Raw genomic sequence first — 23,458 nt, 5'->3', positions numbered from 1 at the left:
GAAATAGTTAAAATTTGTGAAATTTGGATCGCAAAACTTAACAGTATGTACCCGTACTTAAGTCCGGGTGAATTTACCTTTGCAGGGAATATTTTCAAACCAACTCAAATAAAACGTACAAATTATGAGGCAAAATTTACTTAAAAGTTTGATGTTACTCGTACTGGTAGTCATAGCTACCATTGGTGTGTCTCAAGCGCAAGTGACCACAAGTTCTGTGGTAGGGCTAGTGGTGGATGCTACAGGAGAAACACTTCCTGGGGCTAATGTTGTCGCAACGCATGTGCCATCAGGCACTCGTTACGGAGCGGTTACGAATTTGGAGGGTAGATTTACCATACCAAATATGAGAATTGGTGGACCTTACACTATTCAAGTAAGCTTCATTGGGTACCAAGCCGCAACGTATGACAATGTGGTTCTTAGGCTGGGAGAGCCTTTTTCAGTTTCGATTACCCTTAACGATGATAGCACTGAACTTGGTGAGGTACTCGTTTCTGGCGCAAGATCATCTGAATTTGACGGTAACAGAACAGGTACTTCAACAAATGTATCTACGAAGCAGCTTACAGAGTTGCCGCAAATCAACCGATCTGTGACAGAGTTTACAAGACTTACGCCACAAGCAAACGGCACGTCGTTTGCAGGTCGGGATTCAAGATACAATAACCTTCAGGTGGATGGTGCAAACTTCAACAACGGCTTCGGCTTGAGTGGAAACCCCCTTCCAGGTGGAAATGCACAACCAATTTCTTTGGATGCGATCGAGCAAATCTCTGTAAACATTGCACCGTTTGATGTCACTCAAAGTGGTTTCACAGGTGCTGGTATCAACGCAGTGACTCGAAGTGGTAATAATACTTTTACTGGATCTGCTTATTACTTTACTAAAAACCAAGATCTACAGGGTAGAAAAATTGGTGACAATGAACTTGAGTCAGTTGAAGCCGCTACTAGAAATTTTGGTTTTAGACTTGGCGGGCCTATCATTAAGAATAAATTATTCTTTTTTGTCAATGTAGAAAGAGAAACGGAAACTGGAGCGAATGCTTCCGGAACAAATCTTTGGAGACCATCTGAAAATGGAATTGCTGATGCAGAAAACAATATCACTAGAGTAAGAAGAAGTGAAATGGATGCGGTAGGCAATCACTTGAGAAATCAATGGGGATATGAGCCGGGCAGATACGAAGGCTATGCCAACGAAGCTTCTCAGGACAACACGAAGTTTTTGGCTAGAATTGACTGGAATATCAATGACAAAAATAAACTCGCTGTTAGATATAATCAGGTAGTTGGAATTTCCAACCAGTTAACAAATGGCTCATCTGGTCCAAGACCTAGAACTCCAAATGATGCTAACAGAGTATCCCAAAATTCAATGGTTTTTGAGAATGCAGGTTACGGATTTGAGAACTCAGTAAGATCTCTAACTGCAGAACTTAACTCATCAATTAGCTCAAAAGTATCGAACCAGTTTCTATTTACTTATTCTAAAATTCAGGATAGAAGAACCACCCCAAGCGATCAGCTTTTTCCATTTGTAGATATCTGGGATGAAGGTAGAGGTGATGGAGACAGGAACTATATCTCTTTTGGTACTGAGTTATTCTCGTTTAATAATGACGTGATCAATGATAATTTTTCATTTATCAACAACCTGACGTATGTCGAAGGAAAGCATACGATCACTGGTGGTGCTGCATTTGAGATTCAGAAGTTTGGAAACAGCTTTACCAGAATGGGAACATCTTACTATAGATATGCATCTGTAGAAGATTTCTTGACTACAGGTACTCCAAATGAAGTTGCTCCAATCATGTTTGGACTAACTTACCCATACGAAGGTCAAGAAACTTACTCTAGAGTAAACTTTGGACTTGCTTCACTTTATGCTCAAGATAAGTATAGTGTCACTAATCGTCTAACCTTGACTTTTGGACTTCGATTTGAACTTCCTATTTATTTGAACGACCTGACGGCAAATCCTTCTATTAACAATTTGGATTTGTTGAATCCTGAGGGTGAAGTAGTTAATTATGATTCTGGCAACTGGCCAGATTCACGATTGATGGTTTCTCCTAGACTTGGATTTAATTTTGATGTGAAAGGAGATAGAAGTTTAATCTTAAGAGGTGGTACTGGTATTTTCACAGGTAGAGTTCCATTTGTTTGGTTGACCAACATGCCAACAGGAGCTGGTGTTCTTCAGAATACAGTTGAGCCAGGAAATTATGCAGAAGTAGCACCTTGGATTGGTAATGTAACCTTCCAGCCTGAGCGCTATTACTATGTAGAAAACCCTCCAGCTGGCGCTGAGAACGTGTTTATCTCAAATCCATTAGGTGGTGCGCCAAATTCTTTTGCCTTAGTGGATAGAGATTTTAGAATGCCAAGCGTATGGAGAACAAGCCTTGGAGCGGATTACCAATTAGGCGATTCACCTTTCTTGTTGACTTCTGATTTCCTTTATACACGAGATATCAATGCAGTGTATCAGTTCGGTGCCAACAGAGCAGAATCTACCAATAGAATGAACTATGCGGGCGATACCCGTGAGGTAGTATTGCCCGGAACTTCAGTGGCTTACAATCCTGCAATCGGAGCAAACAATGCTACAATTCTTACCAACACAGATTTAAAAGGTTATGCATTCAGTGCTACCGTTGGTTTGGTTGTTCCTGATTACAGAGGTCTTTCTGGAAGTATTTACTATACTTATTCAGAAGCTAAAGAAATCAGTGCCAACTCCGGATCATCTGCTAACTCAGCATGGGGAGCTAGTCCAAATATCAATTCTCCCAATGACGAGATATTGAATATTTCAAACTTTGCTTTACCGCATAGAATCGTGGCGAATCTTGCTTACAGAGTGGAGTACGGAAATCACTTTGCTACTACTGTAGGAGTATATTACAACGGATCACATCAGGGTAGATTCTCTTATGTGTATGGTAATGATTTCAATGGTGATGGAATTGCTGCTGACTTACTTTATCTACCCGAAAATTCAGCTGAATTGAAGTTTGTCGATATCGTACAAAGCGGAAACGTAGTATTTACTGCAGCAGAGCAGCGCGCTGCTTTTGACGAGTATGTGGCTGACAATAATCTTGAAGAATTCAGAGGTGGCTATGTACCAAGAAATGAATTCTTAAGCCCTTGGTTGAATAGATTCGATGTAAGAATCCTACAGGATATTTTCACTAACATAGGTACTAGAAGAAATACACTTCAAGCAAGTTTTGACATTGTTAATTTTGGAAACTTATTGAACAGTGGGTGGGGAATCCAAGAGAATTTAAATGGCGCACAGAACATACTTTCTAGATCTGGTTCAGTTTCAGCTGCACCTAATGTAATCATGAATAGAGTTTCTGATGAGCTTCCTACCACTCCATTCCAGAATGCCAATGGTTTCGGGACAACTTGGAGTATGCAGTTTGGTTTAAGATATATCTTCTAAGAAACACTAAATTCATTCCTAGTTTATTTTATTCAGAAAGGCTCGATATCACCTGTGGTTTCGGGCCTTTTTGCTTTTAGTATCCTGTATTTTTTCCATTGATAGAGGCGATTTGCCATCAGTATGTTTTATTACTTTTTCCTCCCTATTGTAAGTTATTTTTGTATTCTGACAACCTTAAGAAAGATCCAAAGGTTAACCAAGCATGTTGTATTATAAAATATTTTCTCATTCGGTGAGTAAGGAATGGGTCGTGTTCATACATGGGGCAGGAGGATCTTCTGCAGTATGGTTTAAGCAGCTTAAGGATTTCAGGGAAAAGTATAATCTTTTGCTTATCGATCTTCGTGGGCATGGCAAGTCTGCTGATCTGCCTCAGGCGATTTACAACGAAGAATATACTTTCAAAGGAGTCACTAAAGATGTGATCGAAGTGCTTGATCATCTGAGTATTCCAACTGCTCATTTTATGGGCGTGTCACTGGGGACGATCATAGTCCGCCAATTGGCAGAGATGGAGCAATGGCGTGTGAAATCACTGGTGATGGCAGGAGCAGTCACACGCTTAACTATCCAGTCGAGGATTTTGGTTTCCTTGGGGAGTGCATTTAAGAGAGTGATTCCCTACATGTGGCTTTACAAATTGTTCGCCTTTGTGGTTCTGCCGCGAAAGCAACATGCAGAATCTAGAAATCTATTTATCAGAGAGGCTCAGAAACTATGTCAGAAGGAATTTATTCGCTGGTTCGAATTGACAAAAGACATAAATCCGTTGCTTAGTTACTTTAAAGAATCCGATCTGGGGATTCCTACTCTTTATGTAATGGGCGATCAGGATGTTATGTTTTTGGAGCCGGTTAAGAAAATAATTAAGACGCATAAAAACTCAGTACTGAAAATTTTACAAAAATGTGGACACGTAGTGAACGTGGAAAGACCTCAGGAATTCAACCAGATCGCTCTCGCTTTTCTTCAAAACCACACCTAACAAGCCTATTATTTCCTCCATGAAATCGAGCATAACTCTAAATGTCACACAAGGGGATGACTATCTATCAAGCGAGATTCCTCCCGATAGCTATCGGGATGACCATAAAAAAGCAATTATTAACAGATGAAAAAGCAAACTAAGACCATATTGATTATTGCGGTTATCGTGATTGCTGCCGTTGCATACTTGTACCCACGAATGGACACCCGCAAGAGCAATGATTCAGGAGTGGGATCGGTGGGCGCTGGGCCTGGTGCTCCCTCTGATTTGCCTGTGAAAGTGGTGAAGCTTCAGCGTGAGACTCTGAGAAATCAACTGTCAGTTACAGGGACTATTCTTCCAAACGAAAGCGTGGATTTGCGGTCAGAGATTACAGGTCTCGTGACCAAGATTTCTTTTAAGGAAGGTCAATACGTGAGCAAAGGAACACCACTTTTATACCTAAATGACGATGAACTTCAGGCTCAGTATCAACGATTGGAATACACGCAAAAGCTTTTTGAGAGCCAGGAGAATAGACAAAAACAACTGTTGGCTCGTGAGGCAATCAGCCAAGTAGAATATGATATCGTACTAAATCAATACAATACAACTCTTTCAGATTTGAAATTGGTAGAAGCCCAGCTTTCCAAAACCGTCATTAGAGCTCCTTTCAATGGAATTCTGGGTTTGAGACAAGTCAGCGAAGGTTCAGTGATCGGCACATCTGATATCATCGCGAACTTTGTAAATATCGATCCCATAAAAATTGAGTTTTCCATTCCGGAGCGCTATGCTAATCAGGTGACTGTAGGTTCTCCGATTTACTTTTCAAATGAATCCTCTCCTGAGGAAGTTTTGGGGAAGGTCTATGCTTTTGAGCCTCAGATCGATGCCGCCACACGTACTCTGAAGTTACGTGCAGAAAGCCCAAATAAGGAGCGGAAATATCTACCGGGAATGTTTGTTAGAATTCGCTTTGTGTTGGAAGTGACTGAGGATGCCCTCATGGTGCCATCAGAATCGGTGATTCCCGAATTGCAAGGCTATAAGGTTTTCATAGTTGGTGCTGATAACAAAGCCGAGGAACGTAAGGTGGAGATCGGTACTCGTACAGATACACATGTTCAGATCACTAGTGGTCTGGATATCGGAGATCTGGTGCTCACTACTGGTGTATTGCAAGCAAGGACGGGAACGCCTGTTGAATTCACTCAAATCAACTAACATGTCGAGTTTATCAAGTGTAAGTATTAATAGGCCAGTTCTGGCAATAGTGATGTCCTTAGTCATCCTACTTTTTGGGGCGATCGGTATTTCTCTTTTAGGAATTAGAGAATTCCCAAGTGTTGATCCTCCAGTGATCAATGTAAGGACAAATTATGTAGGTGCAAATGCCGATGTAATCGAGGCACAAATCACAGAGCCGCTGGAAGAAGCAATCAATGGAATTCAAGGGATCAAATCCCTGACTTCTACCAGTAATGATGGATCAAGTAGCATTACGGTAGAGTTTGATGTAGGTGCAGATCTAGAGGCTGCTGCCAACGATGTGCGGGATAAAGTGGCCGGTGCTCAGCGAAATCTCCCTCCTGATGCTGAGCCGCCGGTAGTATCCAAAGCAGATGCGGATTCCCAACCTATTGTATTCTTGAATGTAAAGAGTGACGAGAGAAGTTTGTTAGAGCTTTCAGATATTGCTCAGAATATTTTTAAAGAAAGACTTCAAACCATTCCGGGCGTCAGTCGGGTACAGATATGGGGAGAAAAAGAGTATGCGATCCGACTGCGAATGGATCCACTCAAAATGGCTTCTTATGGAGTCACCCCATTGGATGTATTATCCAAGGTACAAAGTGAGAATGTAGAGCTTCCATCAGGAAGAATCGAAGGCGAGACGATCGAGCTATCTGTTCGAACCAAAAGTAGGCTTAGCAGTCCACAGGAATTCAATGATCTCATTATCAAAGAAGACCAAAATAATATTGTCCGCTTTCAGGATATTGGAAGAGCGGAGTTAGCCGCCTTAAATGAACGAACGGTACTCAAGAGAGACGGAGTACCAATGGTGGGTGTGGTGCTGGTACCACTTCCCGGCTCCAATAGTATTGAGATAGTAGATGAGTTTTATCGACGGTTGGAGTTTATCAAGAAGGACCTGCCTGCAGATATTGGGTTGGAGATAGGATTTGATTCCACAGATTATATTCGTAGCTCCATATCGGAAGTTCAGGAAACGATTATCACCGCCTTTGTCTTGGTTGTGGCGATTATCTTCCTTTTCCTTCGCGATTGGCGTACTACGTTTATTCCGGTACTGACGATTCCTATATCCTTGATTGGTGTATTCTTTATTATGTACCTGATGGATTTCTCCATCAATGTACTGACGCTATTGGGTATTGTGCTCTCGATTGGACTAGTCGTCGATGACGCTATCGTGGTTTTGGAGAATATTTATACGCGAATAGAAAAAGGGGAAGAACCTCAAAAAGCCGCAGAAAAAGGTTCTGAGGAGATTTTCTTTGCGGTGATTGCGACTACAGTAGCCCTTGCAGCAGTATTCCTTCCGGTCATATTTTTAACTGGTACCACGGGTCGTCTCTTCCGAGAATTTGGAATAGTAGTAGCTGGCGCAGTGATTATTTCCTCTTTTGTAGCCTTGACTATGACTCCAATGTTGAGCGCAAGGCTTTTGAAAAAGAGAGAAAAGCATAATCGATTTTACAATGCCACAGAACCGATATTTGTATGGATAAACGACAAATATGAATCTGCGTTAGCGTGGTTTATGCAAGTTCGCTGGGTATCCTTTCTAATGGTTGGATTAATGGGTTTTGGCATTTACTATTTGTTCAATCAAATACCAAGTGAATTGGCACCGACGGAGGACAGAGGCGAGGTTAGGATTATTCTTTCAGGGCCTGAAGGAGCCACATTTGGTTACATGGACCGTGTGATAGATCAGATGGTAGAAGATTTTCAAGCTGAATTCCCGAAGGATGATGTAAGAGGATTGATTTCAGTGACTTCTCCGGGATTTGGCACATCAAGCACTAATTCAGGATTTATTCGATTCATTCTGTCAGACGCGGAGGATAGAGATAAGACACAAAGGGAATACTTCAATCTAATCAACCAAAAATTAAAAAAATATTCGTCTGTAAGAGCATTTGCTTCAGAGGCCCAGTCTATTGGTAATAGTCGCGGTGGTCTTCCTGTCCAATATGTTTTGCAAGCCCCTACGCTGGATAAATTGAAGGAAGTGATACCAAAATTTATGGAGGAAGTAGGAAAAAGTCCGGTCTTCATCTTCTCGGATATCAATTTGAAGTTTACCAAACCAGAGCTTGAGATTGAAATAGATCGAGCTAAGGCCAGAAATATTGGAGTTTCTGTTCAGGAAATTGCCAGAACACTGCAATTGTCTTACTCAGGACAGCGATTTGCCTATTTCATCCGTGACGGTAAGCAATATCAAGTAGTCGGGGAAATGAGGTTGGAAGATAGAAATGAACCTGTAAATCTACGGATGCTATACGTGCGTGCCGAAAACGGATCGTTGGTTCAGCTAGACAACTTGGTCACCGTCACGGAAAAAAGCACTCCTCCACAACTATATAGATTCAATCGTTTTGTAGCGGGGACAGTTTCAGCTAACCTTGCTGAAGGCTATACGATTGGAGACGGACTAGAAGAGATGGACAGGGTCGCTGCTGAGGTACTCGATGATTCTTTCACGACGGACGTATCTGGCCCATCTAAGGAATTCAGAGAGAGTTCAAATTCACTGTTGTTCGCATTCATATTCGCTTTAGTCTTGATCTATCTTGTTCTTTCTGCACAGTTTGAAAGTTTCTTGGATCCACTTACCATCATGTTTACTGTCCCTTTGGCCCTATTTGGAGCCTTGTTTACTCTTTGGTCTTTTGGATTTACGCTGAATATTTTCAGTCAGATTGGAATTATCATGCTGATAGGGCTAGTGACTAAAAACGGCATTCTGATCGTGGAATTTGCCAATCAGCGAAAAGCTGCTGGAATGACCCCCCAAGAGGCAATTTTTGGAGCCGCAGTGGCTAGATTTAGACCTATTTTGATGACCAGTTTATCCACCATTTTGGGTATTTTACCAATTGCGTTAGGTCTAGGAGCAGGAGCAGAAAGCCGCGTTCCGATGGGCGCTGCCGTAATTGGTGGGTTAGCCTTCGCTACGATTTTGACTCTTTTTGTCATCCCAGCTATTTATACTTATCTCACTTCCAAAGAAGGAAGATTAGCCAGAATTTAATGAAGAAACTTAGCCTATTGTTCTTATTGAGCATTATTGGAACAAGCGTGTATGCTCAAAGTAATGAATCTCTGGATTTGGAGAAAGCCATTCAATTGGGGCTGGAAAATAACTTTCAGATCAAAATAGCGGTCGAAACCATCACAATTCGCGAAGGCGAAGAGCGGATCGGTAGGGGAGATCTATTTATGCCACGAGTGGATGCGACCTATTTGAGAAGCTATAGCAAAGAGGATGTAGAACAGAAATTTATTAATGATCCCGAGCCCCGTCAGATCAATGGTGCTAACTCCGATAATGAGAACTTTTCTATAGCTGCGATCTATGGCTTCAGACCTGAAAGCCTCATCGTGATAAAACGGCTGGGACAGCTCACGGAGATCAGCGAACTGGAATCAAAAGTCGTTGTGGAAAATACCGTTGCTGGTATTTCTTCAGCATATTACCGATTGGTATTGGAGCTTCAACGCTACGATGTATTGCAAAATACTCTAGAACTCAGCCAGTCGAGATTGGATATTGCGCAGGCTCAGTACGAACTTGGCGGTGCAGGAAAACGAGATTTTCTAACCGCACAGGTGGATTACAACTCAGATCTTACGCTGTTGCTGACTCAGGAGCAGGTGATTCAGAATGCAAGAGTCAATCTGAATGAGCTGATGGCTTTGCAGCCCGATGAGAAGTTTACTGTAAAGGACACCATCTTGATCGGTGATCCACTCTTACTGTTAGAATTGGAGGAAAATGCACTTATGGAAAACAAAAACCTTCTCATAGCGCAGCGGGCTGAAAACGTAGCTTTCCTTCAGATGAAAGAACTGAGAGCTTCTAGACTGCCAATTTTAAATCTAAATGGAAACTATGTAAACAATACTTTCGGTTCTGATGCAGGTTTCTTGATTCAAAACCAAAGACAGGGATTCAACGGAGGTGGAAATATCACAGTCAACCTTTTCAGCGGATTGACGCTGAACCGTCGGATTCAAAATGCCCGAGTGCAAGAGCGACTGCAAAGCTATGAAACCGAACAGTTTGAGGTTCAACTCAGATCGGATATTCACCGGTCGTACAATACCTATGTGAATAATAAAAGCTTGCTGGAAGTAGAGAAAAAGAACTATCAAGTCGCAAAGGAAAGTACCGAGATTGCATTGGAGCGATTTAGATTGGGGATTGCATCCTATCTGGAATTCAGAGATGCACAGGTCAATTTGCTGACTGCAGAGAACAGACTTATCACTTCGATTTTTAATATAAAAGAGCAGGAAATTGAATTGAGAAGACTCTCTGGGAAGATTTTCTTCCAAAATAGCTCGGAAGATTTTGAGTTGCCTTCAGAAGATTAGTTAAGAAACGAAGGTCTGAGAAATAGCCTTCGTTTTTTTATTCGCTTTTTTAACGATTGCTGTATTTTTCTTTTGGCATAGCATTTGCCAAATGGGCTTTTGTGTAACATCCAGAGTCTTACGGCTCTAGTGAATGAAAAAAATATTAATCCTATTTTCCTCCGTAGTAATACTTCTCCTCTTTGGTGTGCAATGTACCTTCATTGAGAAGCATTTTGGCTCCAATCCCAAGGAGGAAGCCTATTTACTCGATCTTCAGGGAATCCAAAACCGTGGATTTATCCGAGCTGCAGTGGATAATAATTCCACGGGTTATTATATCTATCGTGGACGAAGAATGGGTTACGAGTATGAATTACTTCGTGATTTAGCCAAAAGATTGAATGTGCAATTGCACTTAGTCATGGTAGCGGATATAGATAGAGCATTTGATTACTTACTTGAGGGTAAAGTGGATTTGATTGCCATGAATCTTGAGAAGAACATGGAAAGGTCTGAGAAAACTTCCTTTTCTCTTCCTTTAGGTAAAATGAATACCGTCCTAGTAGGCAACGAAACGTCTGGACAAATCACTTCTTGGGATCAATTAGCTTCAGACACAATATATGTGCGTGAAGGTGCAGTTTACAAAACTCAACTTTGCTCGTTGAAGGATTCCCTGAAGTTGACCTATACCATAATTCCTACACCTGATCACGAGGAAATGCTAATTGACCAGGTGGTAGATGGGAAAATCAAGTGGACCATAGCCGATCAGAATATTGCACAAGCCAATGCTACCTATTACGAAGGGCTGGATATTTCTTGGAAAGTCCAGAAAGAAGGCGATGTGTCATGGGTAGTTCGTGAGAATTCTCCCAAGCTATTGGCTTCACTGAATGATTGGCTTAAGGAAAAGAAAAAGCGATTTATCCCTGAATTGTACGCAAAATATTTCCTGAATTCGAAAAACAGTTATTTCCGAACCAATAGCCCTTTCTCATCTCTTGTAGGAAATCAGATTTCTGCTTATGATGATATTATCAAAGATGGAGCTGAGCTATTGGGCTGGGATTGGCGATTGTTGGCTTCTTTGGTATATAAAGAGTCTAGGTTCGATACCGTTGCGACTTCCTATGCTGGCGCAAAGGGATTGCTTCAATTGATGCCTGTGACATTAGAACGCTTTGGGGTAGAAAACCCCAATGATCCTTCACAGTCTCTCATGGGAGGAGTTAGATATCTGAGATACTTGGACAAGTTCTGGATGGAAAGAGTGCCAGATACCAGCGAGCGCCTGAAATTCATCTTAGCTTCTTATAATATCGGTCATGGACATGTAGAAGACGCCTGGAGATTGACCATGAAATTTGGGGAAAATACCCAGACTTGGGCTGATGTTTCCAAATTTTTAGTACTAAAAAGTGATCCCGATTATTACCGGGATCCGATTGTGAAGAGTGGCTTCGCCAAAGGACATCTGGCCGTAAACTACGTCAAAGATGTGATGAGCGTGTTTGAATCTTACAAGGCACTCGTGCAGCCCTAAACTCCGGGGACCGTGGTCTGTGGGACACAGACCACCCAAAGTATAAAAGCTGACGCTTTTTTCTGTGTCGCACAGACCACTGAAAGTAAGACCATTTCTGCCTTGGTATGTGTCCCTCTTGACCAATTCACTTTTGGATTCTAATAGATTCATTTTAGCCTTAGGCTCCTTCGTGCAGCTCAAACATTGCCTCCACTTCGACAGGAATATTACCTGGCAGCGATCCCATACCGACAGCGGATCTGACTCCGATACCATATTCTTCTCCCCATACCTGTGCGAATAATTCGCTGCAACCATTGATGATGTAAGGGTGACGCTCAAAAGTCGAGATGCAATTCACCATTCCCAGGACTTTGATCACGCGCTTTACACGACTGAGTGAGCCTAGATTTGCTTTGATGGTAGCAAGCATCGCGAGTCCTACTTGTCTTGCAGCTAGTTTTCCTGCTTCTATATCTAAGTCTTCACCTATTCTTCCCACGATCAGGCTGCCATCATCCTGCACTGTGCCATGGCCAGAGAGATAAAGGTATTTGCCGTCAATCAGGCAGGGCTTATATACACCAAGTGGTTTTGGTGCAGGAGGAAGTGAGAGACCAAGTTTGGAGAAATTGCTTTCAGGGGTTTCCATGTAATTTAGATTTTCTTTGAAATTATACAAAAATGTCCAAGATCAGGACTCCCGCCAAGCCTGCTACAGCTACAATGGTTTCCATCAGTGACCAAGATTTTAAAGTGTCTTTGATGCTGACGTTGAAAAACTCCTTATACATCCAGAATCCTCCATCATTGAAATGGGAGAACATCAAACTTCCAGCTCCGATGGAAAGTACTAAGAGATTTGGATCCACATTCATGGTAGTGACTAGCGGAGCGATAATACCTGCCGTAGTCAGTCCTGCTACGGTAGCAGAACCCACACAAACGCGAATAATAGCAGTAATGGTCCAGGCTAAGATCAGCGGATGAATATCCCACGATTGCAGACCTTCAGCGATCTCTAGACTGACTCCTGTATCTGTGAAAATTTGCTTCAATGCGCCAGCGCCAGCCACAATCAATAGAATCATAGCGATATCTTTGGTAGCTACAGTGTATAGATCCATGATTTGCCTCATGTTGAAATTGCGTCTTAAACCGAGCGTGTAAGTAGCAATAAGCACTGAAACCAACATCACGATTCCCGGATCTGCCACAAAGGAAATGATAGGGGCAAGGGGACTTTCTTCAGTTACATTGAGATTGAGAGCGGTGGTCCCTACCAATAATACGACAGGAAGTAGTGCAGTGAAAAAGCTGTTTGCGGCAGATGGAAGCTCTGATTCAGGTTTTATTTCAGCCTGAAAAGTTTTAAGAGGTTCAGCCTTCATGTTTTTCAATGTCTTAGCAAAAATAGGCCCTGCAAGTGCGATGGTAGGGATAGCGATCATGAAACCGTAGAACAACGTCAAGCCCATATTCGCATCAAACTGAGCTACTAATGCAGCTGGCGACGGATGCGGTGGCAAAAAGCCATGGGTAACAGAAAGGGCTGCCAATAGTGGAATGCCCACATAGACTGCAGAGATTTTATATTGGTAGGCTACGGTAAAAGCCAGCGGGACTAACAGTACAAAGCCTACGTTGTAGAATAAGGGAATTCCCACCACCAAACCCGTGATGGACATAGCCCAGGTGATGTGTTTCTTTCCAAAGATCTTCATTAGGAAACCGGCTATTTGCTGGGCAGCACCACTTTCGGCCACTAGCTTGCCGAGCATCGCGCCCATCACAATCACGATGACCAAGTCTCCCAACAATACCCCCATGCCCCGCTGCACGGAGCCTGCGATCTGGTCTGCGGGTAGTCCGAGCAGGAAACCTGCACAAATGGATGAGATCAAAAATGCTAAAAAAGGATTGAGCTTAGCCCAGACGATCAGCAGCACAAGGATGGCAATACTGAGCAAAACAAGAACAATGGTCATAGGAATAGGTTGGGTTTAGCTGGCTAAGATAAAAAAATTGGGGTAAAGTGCGTTTCGGTTTGAGAGATTACGCGATAATGCGCATTGGCTTAAACTGCACGTAAATTCTTAGAATCATGGATTGAGTTTAATTTCGGCAAATCCCTGCGCCGCGGCGGAGGGCAAGGGGGATTTTATATGCAAATGCCAAACATCACTCATGAACGCGAATTCATTAGGATACACCTTCACTCATATGCACTATTAATGTTTAATCCACCTCATTTGAACCGAGATATCCGAGTTTGAAAAAGTAATTAAGTATACCCCCGGTTGCATTATTTCTAATCTTTCGGAGAATTCAATATCATTAAAGCTAAAGGATGAAATCAAAACCCCTTGAGTAGAGTAAATCAGTACTTGAGTTTTTTCTGAATGGAAAGATTCTGGTACGCTAACTCGGATTTTGCCATTCGTATGAGGATTGGGGAATATTGAAAGTCGATCTGTTGATTTTGAAAAGTCGTTTTCATGTCGGACGACATGGCTCCAAGACCATTTGCCAGAAAAATCTATTTGCTTGATACGGTAATAGGAATCGATAAACCTTGGCAGGCTTTCATCTATGAAAGTATAAGAAACGGGAACATCTGAATTTCCGTCGCTTGAGACTTCTCCTATTTTTGACCATCCCATCAACGGATCCGTAGAACTATAGATCTCAAACTTTTCATTGTCTTTTTCCTGCGCGACCGACCAAGTGATCTGCCTAGCAGTATCTTTAAGTTTGGCTGATAGCGAGAGCCAGGTAACGGGAAGGATAGTCAATGTTCTGAAGCTGCCGACAGTGAAGTTTTTGCCCGGGAGATCATCAAAAGTCAGTTCTCTAATTGCCCAAAGTTCTGAAGTATCAGTACCAGGAACATGAACTCCTGGCGCTGCGTAACCAGTACAGACTAATCTCACATCATCGGGATTATCAACGATTAAATTATTAGCTGAAATTCTCAGTTCGAGAGGATTGGATGTTGAGGCTAATCCGGAAAACTGGAAATAGCTGAATAGGCGATAGAGTATAGGAGTGCTATCCAAGTCGTTGAAGCTAGGATTAAAATCTGCTCCTTTATATTCTGTGAATTGTATCGTCAGGTTTCCCCCTGCTGAAGTTCCGAGCATTTGAACTTTTCGGATTCCGCCTTGATATAGATCGTAAAAAGGGAAAGTGGCATTTAAAGCTGTAAGAGAAGTTGGCGTATTTTGATAAGTAAATAGTCCTAGATTTCTCCATTGTCCTCCATTATACTCCAATCCTCCACTCCCCAAGGTGTTCAGGATTAGATTGTTTCCCTGAAAATTTATTTCACCAGCATCCATCGAAAGTTTATTTCTTACGATGAGATTTTGCTCAAAAAAAGCTGTTCCTGCTGGCTTATTTACAATAAGATCATTCACGTTCATGGCAAAGCCTGAAACTGTTTGATCTGTTGATCCGATAATATGGAGTTCTGTGTTTGAAAGATTGAATGCTCCACTTCCTATTTGAGAGATATTACCAGTTAAAGACAATGTAGCAGGTAAATTGACATTTTGAGAGCCTTGAATTTCTAGGTCATGGAAATTCTGTGGTAAGGTAGAACTAGCGTACGATTTTGAAAGAAAGTTTTGTGTGCCTGAGTTTTTTCTGTAAGTGACTTTGCCGTCTAGTTGTATGTTTGCTGCTTCAATTTGTGGGGAGGAGCCTTCAAGAATTAGCTCACCTCCTGCTTGGAGATCGAAGAGAGCAGCTGATCTAGGTGTAGAAGCTGTTCCACTTCGAAATAGTATATCGCTACTACATTCACTTATTAATTTTGCTCCAGTTTCTATTATAAAGTCACCGTATTCATTAGATCCAAATGAGTTGTTTGTATTAAAAGAAAAAGTAGAACAAGCATTTGGTATAGATGTGGTATTTATTTTTTGGTTAACGATTCCTGATCTGATTGTGAATTGCAAAGCTTTGAAGGCTCTTTGAGTAATGAGTTCAATCCCCGATCCTGGATCAAAAATGACAGCGTAACGACTATTCGTGGATTGTGCTGACCATGTGCCATCTGGAATAATTACTCTACTTCCTCCTTTAAATGTAATCGTGCTAGATAAGGAATTTCCAATCCAGTCCAAGCTTGCATTTGTGCCAGCGGGTATTCCTGGAGCTGCACCATCGAAGGCCTGTAGTGTTCCATATATATCTAGATTATTTCCATTTAGATTTAATTTTTGCGCAGCACCGGCATCAGCGTTAATAAACAAACTCTTTACCTCTTCATTTCCAGTCAGCGTTAACAAATGAGTGCGGTCAATATAAATATCATTAATCTGACTTGGCTTTAAAGTAGCAGGTGACCAAATAGCACCATCATACACTTGCCAGATACCTATATTTCCAAAATTCCCAGAAGCAATTGTGCGGTAAGAACCAATTTCCTGGCTAAATGCGACGTTTAAGTAAAGGCAATGAAATGCAACTGCCGAGAATATGAAGTATATTCGGCATTGAAAAATTGCCTCTTGGGCCAACGTTTTGCCCCGTGTTTTCATTCGAAAAAATATCTTGAAAAAGCGTTTTATAATTTAGTGAAATGAATTTTAAAAAAATAGTAACTAGTTTATTTTTTTTACTGACTGTCAGCAGTTTAGATTCTTTGCAAGCCCAGCAGTATCAGATAAGCCTGTTGACCTGTGATCCCGGTGAGCAGATTTACAGCTCCTTTGGGCACAGTGGGATTCGGGTGCTGGATTTGGATTCGGGCAGGGATGTGGTGTACAACTACGGTACGTTTGACTTCGGCGCTCCTAATTTTGTCCTCAAATTTGCCGGAGGCAGACTGGATTACTTTCTCTCCGTGTCCACCTTTGATCGCTTCATCGCAGAGTACGATTACTTCAATCGCTCTGTGCGGGAGCAAGTGCTGAATCTCAATGAGCAGCAGAAGCTGGATTTGATCCTGTTTCTGCAGACAAACTATCTGCCTGAAAACCGCGCTTATCGCTACGATTTTTTCTTTGACAATTGTGCTACCCGTGTGCGCGATGCGATCAGCACGGTGCTGGGGGATCAGCTGGTCTGGGACGATGCTGTGCGGGAACCTGTGGATAAGAGCTTTCGGGAATTGATAGATGAGATGGTTTATTATATGACTTGGTCGGATCTGGGGATTGATTTGGCGCTGGGTTCTCGGCTGGATAGAGACGCCACTCCGCTGGAAGAACAGTTCCTGCCAAAGTATGTGGAGGAAGCTTTTGCCAGAGCAGAGATCCAAGGCGACGGACCTACTCGTCCTCTGGTGGAAAAAAGCAGGGTGATTTTAGATTTTGAAAAACCAACCGGTTCTTTTGGCGCGGTCAATCCCTACTGGATTTTCTGGGTAGTTGCCATCGTTTTTACCGGTATTACATTTCTAGGGTTCAAGAAGAAAAAGCTCTTTGTAGGGTTTGATGTGGCATTTTTTGGAATACTGGGAATCATAGGGGTAGTGATGTCTGCGCTTTGGATAGGGTCGGAAATCCCCTCTACCAAGTACAACTGGAATATTCTCTGGGCTTTCCCTGGCCACCTGGTGCTAGCCATTGTTTTGCTCAAGAAGACTATCAAACCTTGGGTGTTGAAATACTTACTCTTTGCGTTGATTATGGCAGATGCAGCGGTCGTTTTCTGGATTTTGGGCTGGCAGTCCTTTCACCCAAGTCTTATGCCATTGCTTTTGGTACTGATTCTGAGAACGAACTATTTGTATTATAATCTTGGGAAGTTTAAAAGGGTGGTTTGAGTCTTCGGATTCGGCACTTCATTATTCAGTATTACCTTGATCTCGCTTTAGCTAATAGCAAAGTATGTGCTTATCGACAGAAAGGCTTCGACTTTGCTCAGCCTGACAAGGAAATCTAAGACAAATAGCAATAATACTGATCGTGCCTTTGGCACGCTATAGTTCTTGGTTTGATAATAATACCCTGAATTTCGCTTTGCTGCATTCAGGGCTCTTACAGATTGTGCCTTTGGCACAATTACCATCCATTATTTTCAAACCCCTTGCCAAAGGCAAGGCCTTTAAAAGCCCAGAATTAGATTCTGGGTTAAAAAAGGCAATGGATTTTTATTGAGTGCCAACGGCACGATCAGTATTTGAATAAGTTACTTCCAGAAAGATTTTTCGGAGATTTTATTATCCGATTATCTGTATGTAAGCTATTCTGCCAGTACGCGAATTCTCTTTGGTCAATGGGTTGGATGACCGAAGACCGGAGTAAACCTGAATTCAATGTGTATTTGGATTATCGAACCTATAATTTTCTACTGGCAAGATTCCCTATAATCATATTTGATTAAAAGCAGAAAGCTAAAACCAAAATTCACTCCGATCTAGAAATTCTTGCCTGATTAAACTTTTGTATGGGGGATTGGTGTTGGGTACTTTCGGACGAAGCTTATGGAATTCAAACTTACCTCAGATTATCAACCAACTGGAGATCAACCCAAAGCTATAGAACAGCTCACGGAGGGAGTAAATAACGGCGATCAGGCTCAGGTTCTGCTTGGTGTGACGGGTTCTGGCAAAACATTTACAGTAGCAAACGTAATTCAGCAAACTCAAAAGCCAACTTTGGTTTTAAGTCATAATAAGACGCTGGCGGCGCAATTGTATGGGGAGTTCAAGCAATTTTTTCCCGAAAATTCCGTCGAGTATTTTATCTCCTATTACGATTACTATCAGCCAGAGGCTTTTATCCCTAGCTCCGGCACTTATATAGAAAAGGATCTTTCGATCAATGAAGAGATCGAGAAGCTGCGCCTAAGTGCTACTTCTTCTTTGCTGACTGGTCGCAGGGACGTGATCGTCGTTGCTTCCGTGTCCTGTATTTACGGTATAGGAAATCCTGATGAGTTTGGGAAAAATGTCATCAAACTTCAGGAAGGCGATCGAATTCCAAGAAATCAGTTGCTGTTCAAATTGGTGGATATACTCTACAGTCGAACTCAGCATGATCTGACCCATGGGACTTTCCGGGTGAAAGGTGATACAGTGGATATCTTTGTGGCTTATGCTGACTGGGGATATCGAATTTTCTTCTGGGGAGACGAGATTGAGGCGATTCAGCGCTTTGACCCGGCAACTGGAAAAAAGCTAAATGACGAGAAGATCATTTCGATTTTTCCGGCAAACCTATTTGTGACTGGTAAAGACACCTTGCAAACTGCCATCCATGAGATCCAATATGACATGGTGGATCAAGTGAATTTCTTTGAAAGAGAGGGGAGATTTGCAGAGGCAAAACGTCTTCAGGAGCGCACAGAGTTCGATTTGGAAATGATGAGAGAGTTAGGGTATTGTTCTGGTGTGGAAAATTACTCGAGGTATTTCGATAGAAGAGCGCCGGGAGCAAGACCATTCTGCCTCATAGATTATTTTCCGGATGATTTTCTGCTGATTGTGGATGAAAGTCACGTGACTCTGCCACAGGTCAGAGCGATGTGGGGAGGAGATAGATCCAGGAAGATCAATTTGGTGGATTTTGGTTTTCGCCTTCCTTCGGCTTTGGACAATCGTCCTTTGAAATTTGAAGAGTTTCAGGATCTCACAAATCAAGCGATTTATGTCTCTGCTACTCCGGCTGATTATGAGTTGTCATTGACCGAAGGTGTGGTAGTGGAGCAAATTATCCGTCCTACGGGGCTTTTGGATCCTACGATTGAGGTGAGACCAAGTCAAAATCAGATAGATGATTTGCTGGAGGAAATAGATCAGACTATTAAATCTGGCGCTAGAACTTTGGTCACGACATTGACTAAACGAATGGCTGAAGAACTTCAGAAATTCCTTGAAAGAGCCGGCGTGAAGTCTCGCTATATCCACTCTGAGGTGAAAACGCTTGATCGGGTTGAAATCTTGCGGGAATTACGCTTGGGGATTTTTGATGTGCTTGTTGGAGTAAATTTATTGAGAGAAGGTCTGGATTTACCGGAGGTTTCATTGGTGGCTATTTTGGATGCGGATAAGGAAGGTTTCTTGAGAAATGAACGAAGTTTGGTGCAAACCATTGGCCGTGCAGCTCGAAATTCTGAAGGGCGTGTGATTATGTATGCTGATAAAATCACCAATTCCATGCAATTGGCTATGGATGAAACGAAGCGAAGAAGGGTCTTACAAATAGAATATAATTTGGAGCATGGCATTACGCCGACTACGGTGGTGAAGTCGCATGATAAAATCATGGGACAAACCAAAGTAGCTGACTCGAAGAAAAACCCTAAGTTCTATGCGGAGCCTATGCCTGGAGAAGCGAGCATGGCAGCTGATCCAGTGGTGCAATACCTAAGCAAGGATAAGCTGGAGAAACTGATCCAGCAAACACAGAAGTTGATGGAGAAAGCTGCGAAAGAGCTGAACTTCATGGAAGCTGCGCGGCTTCGGGACGAGTGGCAATCCCAGAAATCAAGGTTGGATCAGCTGAATCAGGGAGTAAGAAAGTAGGAGTTTAGAATGTTTATTTTAACCGCGGAGAAAACACAGAGGTTTACGCAGAGGACGCAACTCTGTATTTGTATCCTGAAAGGGAGAACTAGTTATTTTACTTTCATCTATTTGCGGGTTCGAACCATAACTACAAGTTTCAATTCACAAGTATGTATATCCGCAAATGCACAAATAAAAAACAAAAAAGTGGCTTAATATATGGTAAACACTAGTATTGCTGCTACTACTCCCAATATTCTATCGGGACGTCATCGGTCTTCGTGCCAGTTAAGCAAAGAAAATAAGGTTACGGGCATAATTACGGATAATCAGATTCACAATTAACGCTATCTAAAAATCTACTAAAAATGACACTTCAGGATGTGAAGTTGCTCGCTGCGAAAGGCGAGGGTCTGAGAATAGAATTCAAAAAGAAGGCAACTTTTCCTGAGAAGATTGTGCGTGAACTTATCGCGTTTGCCAATACTTCGGGTGGCAGCTTGCTGATCGGAGTGGACGATGACGGCACGGTCAGTGGGCAGCGCTATATAGAGGAGGAGGTTTTTGTGATGGAAAAAGCTATCCATGCCCTTATTTTTCCTCGATTAGAATACGAGTTGTTTTCCCTGAAGCTAAGTGAGAAAAGGGGAGTTGCGGTTTTCAAGGTTCCCGTGAGCGCACATCGGCCACATTACCTTAAAGAATCAGACAGAAAACATGCGTTCATTCGCGTGGCAGATCGATCTGTGCAGGCGAGTAAGGAAGTTTGGGAGATTTTGCGAAGAGGTAAAAATCCAAAAGACATGGTTTTTACTTATGGAAATAAGGAAGATATCTTAATGAAAGCCCTGAGTGCATCCGATAAAATTACGCTGAAGGAATTTGCGAAGCTTGCGAATCTGCCAAGATTTCTAGCATCTAAAACATTGGTGAGGCTAGTGCTGGCAAATGTGCTTCAAATTCATCCACAGGAATCGGAGGATTATTTTACGCTTAAAGAATAAATCATTGGAGATCAAATCTGTAGAACTCCCAATTGCTCCACGATTTCCGGTAGATCTTTTCCATATTTTTTTTCAAGTGCATCCACCTTCGCCCTTGATAAAGTCTCGACAGCCGTTTCCACAGAAAACCAATTCATTGAATCTTCCTCATTGGAAAGTATCAGGTCATAGTAAGGCAGTGCTTTTTCGAAGTCATTTTCACGAAAAAATATGCATAAAGACACCACAGCATAGAAAAAGTAAACTTCCTGGATGTGAAAGATCTTTCTACTTGGCATGAGCTCTTGCAATTGATATTTACCTTCGAGGATTTCCCAAGCTCTTGAGTATTTCTTATTTTGGATCAGCTGAAAAGCTAAGAACAATCTTCCCAATAGGTAATCAGGAAAATCAATTACACACTGCTCAAAAAGCTGTGTCCCTTTTTTAACATCCCTTATTAGAAAGTAACTGTTTGCCAAATAATTGTGAAAAATTGGGTTTTCAGGATATTGCGTGATTTTCTCTGAAATATGTTTTTGGAAATTGGAAATCCCATCTATGCTCCCGGATTCTGTGAGCTCGCGAAGTTTATTGTATATGGATTCAATCGAATCCGCCATCTCCGCATTCGGTTCGTAAATAGGCTCCTCTGTAATGGTTAATTGCTCGTGTGCATTTTTAATCAACTGCTCAAAATCATCCTTTCCCTTTGGAAAGCTTTTGCCATAAGCGAGATCGATCGTCTTAAACATCAGCTTTTGGGCTTCATTTATCAAATCTTCCTCGTCAAATTCTTCTTCATCATCCCAATAGTCTGCATGATCATCCTCTTCATTGCCTGGTAAAAACACGGGTTTACCATCGATCCCAAACTCAAATTCAATCAATGGAATAGCCTCCGTATCTTCTTCCAGTAGGTATTGGGTGAGATCCCAGTCTTTATGAGATTTGATAGCATAGCCATAAGCAAAGTCTGCCGCTCCATAAATCAGATTATGCGCCATTGCGTAATCACAAATAATCATATCCTCTCCCATCCCCTTTATAAGTTCGTCAAATGCAAAAATGGGTTGGTTATAATTGAACATCGTGTCCTTCACTCCCAGTCCAAGCAAGTCTGTCAGATATGCGGCAAAAGTGAGGTTGCCATTTGTATGTTTCCTCGCGACGACTATTTGAGCTAGTTTTGAGCTTTCCCAGTCTTGATTAATATAACAGGCGTAAATAGGCAATTGTCTGGCTTTGGTCTGTATGTATTTTTTTGGACTGATCGCCGGAGCTTTGATGGAGGCACCTTTTCTTTTCTTATTCTTAGCCATATAATTAGTGAAAGATGGAGGAATGATTTCAAATGTCTGAAATATCAATTAATGAGACAATTTAAATAGCCTGAAAAATTGATCTTCAGATCTAAAACACCTAATTAATTTTGCTGACAATTGCTGTGGCAGTACGTGTCTTTGACAGGTATTTTATTCAGAAATGGAGGGTAAAGAAATCCCTGTCCTTTCAGTAAATCCAGTATTTCCCTGAAGTCCTCCAGAATGAATCATTAGGATTTTGGATCCTTTGGCAAAATGATTTTTCTTGATTAGATCCCAGATCCCAAAAGCCATTTTACCGGTATAAATCGGATCTAAGACTATTCCGAAGCTTTCATAAAACCACCAGATAAAATCGATTAATTCTTGCTTGTATTTGGCGTAGCCACCAAAGTGATAATTCGTAAGAATCTCGTAAGATTCTTTACTGGTGAGTTGATATTTCTCGATTAGGTCAGTGATTTCTTTCTGAATGAATTCGCCTTTAAGCGAGGAAAAACCAAGTAATTTTTGATTTTCAGAAATTGAAGCGTATAGCCCTGCGAAAGTTCCTCCAGTTCCTATTGAACTACAGATATGTGAGAATTCCTTATCTTCTTCAATTAAAATTTCTTTGGTGCCTTCTATAGCTAGTTCGTTGGTTCCACCTTCAGGAATAAGATAGAAATCACCGAATTTTTCTTTTAATCTCGCTAGAAATTCTGGCTCTGTTTTATTTCTGTAGCTTTTTCTATCAATAAAATGAAGGTTCATCCCAAGCTCTGATGCATGCGAAAGAGTAGCGTTTAGAGACTCGGTTCTTTCTCCCCGTATGATGCCAATCGATTCTAGGTTCTCCGCATTTGTTGCTTCGGCTGTGGCATAGATATGATTCGAAAAAGCCCCTCCAAAAGTCAGAATCTTGCTTTTACGTTCACTTTTAGCTTTTTCCAGATTGTATTTGAGCTTGAAAAATTTGTTTCCGGAAACTTTGGGATGGATTAAATTCAGACGTTTGATGGCCAGTTCGATTCCTTTTTTCTCAAGTAGATCATGAGTTAAAAACTGGACTGGAACTGGATTTGGGAGGAGCATTTAAGGTGCTTTTTTGCAGAGGTGCCAAAGTT

14 protein-coding genes are annotated in these 23,458 nt (G+C 41.8%); 9 read left to right on the top strand and 5 right to left on the bottom strand.

The genetic code is table 11. The features are described 5' to 3' along the window. Positions 1 to 124 precede the first annotated feature (124 nt). The 6 genes from BVH04_RS04360 (at position 125) to BVH04_RS04335 (ending at position 11,601) form a co-directional block, all read left to right on the top strand. On the top strand, positions 125 to 3,466 hold the full coding sequence (locus tag BVH04_RS04360; RefSeq protein ID WP_086540104.1) for a TonB-dependent receptor: 3,342 nt from the start codon (positions 125 to 127) through the stop codon (positions 3,464 to 3,466). Between the two features lie 205 nt (positions 3,467 to 3,671). After that, on the top strand, positions 3,672 to 4,454 hold the full coding sequence (locus BVH04_RS04355) for an alpha/beta fold hydrolase (RefSeq protein ID WP_086540103.1): 783 nt from the start codon (positions 3,672 to 3,674) through the stop codon (positions 4,452 to 4,454). Between the two features lie 126 nt (positions 4,455 to 4,580). Further along, on the top strand, positions 4,581 to 5,663 hold the full coding sequence (locus BVH04_RS04350) for an efflux RND transporter periplasmic adaptor subunit (protein ID WP_086540102.1): 1,083 nt from the start codon (positions 4,581 to 4,583) through the stop codon (positions 5,661 to 5,663). 1 nt (position 5,664) lies between these two features. Next, positions 5,665 to 8,727, top strand: coding sequence for an efflux RND transporter permease subunit (locus BVH04_RS04345; protein WP_086540101.1), 3,063 nt, complete (start codon positions 5,665 to 5,667; stop codon positions 8,725 to 8,727). After that, entirely contained in the window at positions 8,727 to 10,073 is a 1,347-nt protein-coding gene (locus tag BVH04_RS04340) for a TolC family protein (RefSeq protein WP_086540100.1), read from the top strand. Before BVH04_RS04345 ends, BVH04_RS04340 begins: the two co-directional genes overlap by 1 nt. Positions 10,074 to 10,206: 133 nt before the next feature. Continuing rightward, positions 10,207 to 11,601 carry an MltF family protein gene (locus BVH04_RS04335; RefSeq protein WP_086540099.1) on the top strand — a complete coding sequence of 465 codons (1,395 nt, stop codon included), beginning with the start codon at positions 10,207 to 10,209 and terminating at the stop codon, positions 11,599 to 11,601. A 160-nt stretch (positions 11,602 to 11,761) separates the two neighbouring features. Here BVH04_RS04335 and BVH04_RS04330 read toward each other — a convergent pair whose 3' ends face one another. From BVH04_RS04330 to BVH04_RS04320, 3 genes are all read right to left on the bottom strand, one after another. Further along, positions 11,762 to 12,235 (bottom strand): RidA family protein, encoded by a 474-nt coding sequence (locus BVH04_RS04330; protein ID WP_086540131.1) that lies wholly within the window; start codon positions 12,233 to 12,235, stop codon positions 11,762 to 11,764. A 22-nt stretch (positions 12,236 to 12,257) separates the two neighbouring features. Next, positions 12,258 to 13,571, bottom strand: a complete 1,314-nt coding sequence (locus BVH04_RS04325) for a gluconate:H+ symporter (RefSeq protein WP_086540098.1) — start codon at positions 13,569 to 13,571, stop codon at positions 12,258 to 12,260. Between the two features lie 243 nt (positions 13,572 to 13,814). Continuing rightward, entirely contained in the window at positions 13,815 to 16,130 is a 2,316-nt protein-coding gene (locus BVH04_RS04320; RefSeq protein ID WP_086540097.1) for a T9SS type A sorting domain-containing protein, read from the bottom strand. A 41-nt stretch (positions 16,131 to 16,171) separates the two neighbouring features. On the opposite strand from BVH04_RS04320, the gene BVH04_RS04315 reads away from it, so the two are divergent. The 3 genes from BVH04_RS04315 to BVH04_RS04300 all read left to right on the top strand — a co-directional run bounded on the left by BVH04_RS04315 (position 16,172) and on the right by BVH04_RS04300 (position 21,048). After that, positions 16,172 to 17,359 (top strand): Lnb N-terminal periplasmic domain-containing protein, encoded by a 1,188-nt coding sequence (locus BVH04_RS04315; RefSeq protein WP_086540096.1) that lies wholly within the window; start codon positions 16,172 to 16,174, stop codon positions 17,357 to 17,359. A gap of 660 nt (positions 17,360 to 18,019) precedes the next feature. After that, entirely contained in the window at positions 18,020 to 20,062 is a 2,043-nt protein-coding gene (gene uvrB / locus BVH04_RS04305; RefSeq protein ID WP_086540094.1) for an excinuclease ABC subunit UvrB, read from the top strand. Between the two features lie 350 nt (positions 20,063 to 20,412). After that, on the top strand, positions 20,413 to 21,048 hold the full coding sequence (locus BVH04_RS04300) for an AlbA family DNA-binding domain-containing protein (RefSeq protein WP_086540093.1): 636 nt from the start codon (positions 20,413 to 20,415) through the stop codon (positions 21,046 to 21,048). 11 nt (positions 21,049 to 21,059) lie between these two features. On the opposite strand, the gene BVH04_RS04295 is transcribed toward BVH04_RS04300, so the two are convergent. Both BVH04_RS04295 and BVH04_RS04290 read right to left on the bottom strand, forming a co-directional pair. Beyond that, a complete protein-coding gene (locus BVH04_RS04295) occupies positions 21,060 to 22,349 on the bottom strand; it encodes a tetratricopeptide repeat protein (RefSeq protein WP_086540092.1) in 1,290 nt (429 codons plus the stop codon). A gap of 153 nt (positions 22,350 to 22,502) precedes the next feature. Beyond that, on the bottom strand, positions 22,503 to 23,426 hold the full coding sequence (locus BVH04_RS04290; RefSeq protein ID WP_086540091.1) for a 1-aminocyclopropane-1-carboxylate deaminase/D-cysteine desulfhydrase: 924 nt from the start codon (positions 23,424 to 23,426) through the stop codon (positions 22,503 to 22,505). Positions 23,427 to 23,458 lie beyond the last annotated feature (32 nt).

Source organism: Algoriphagus antarcticus, from assembly GCF_002150685.1.
Classification (GTDB): domain Bacteria; phylum Bacteroidota; class Bacteroidia; order Cytophagales; family Cyclobacteriaceae; genus Algoriphagus; species Algoriphagus antarcticus.
This window is presented reverse-complemented; position numbering and strand designations above follow the sequence as displayed.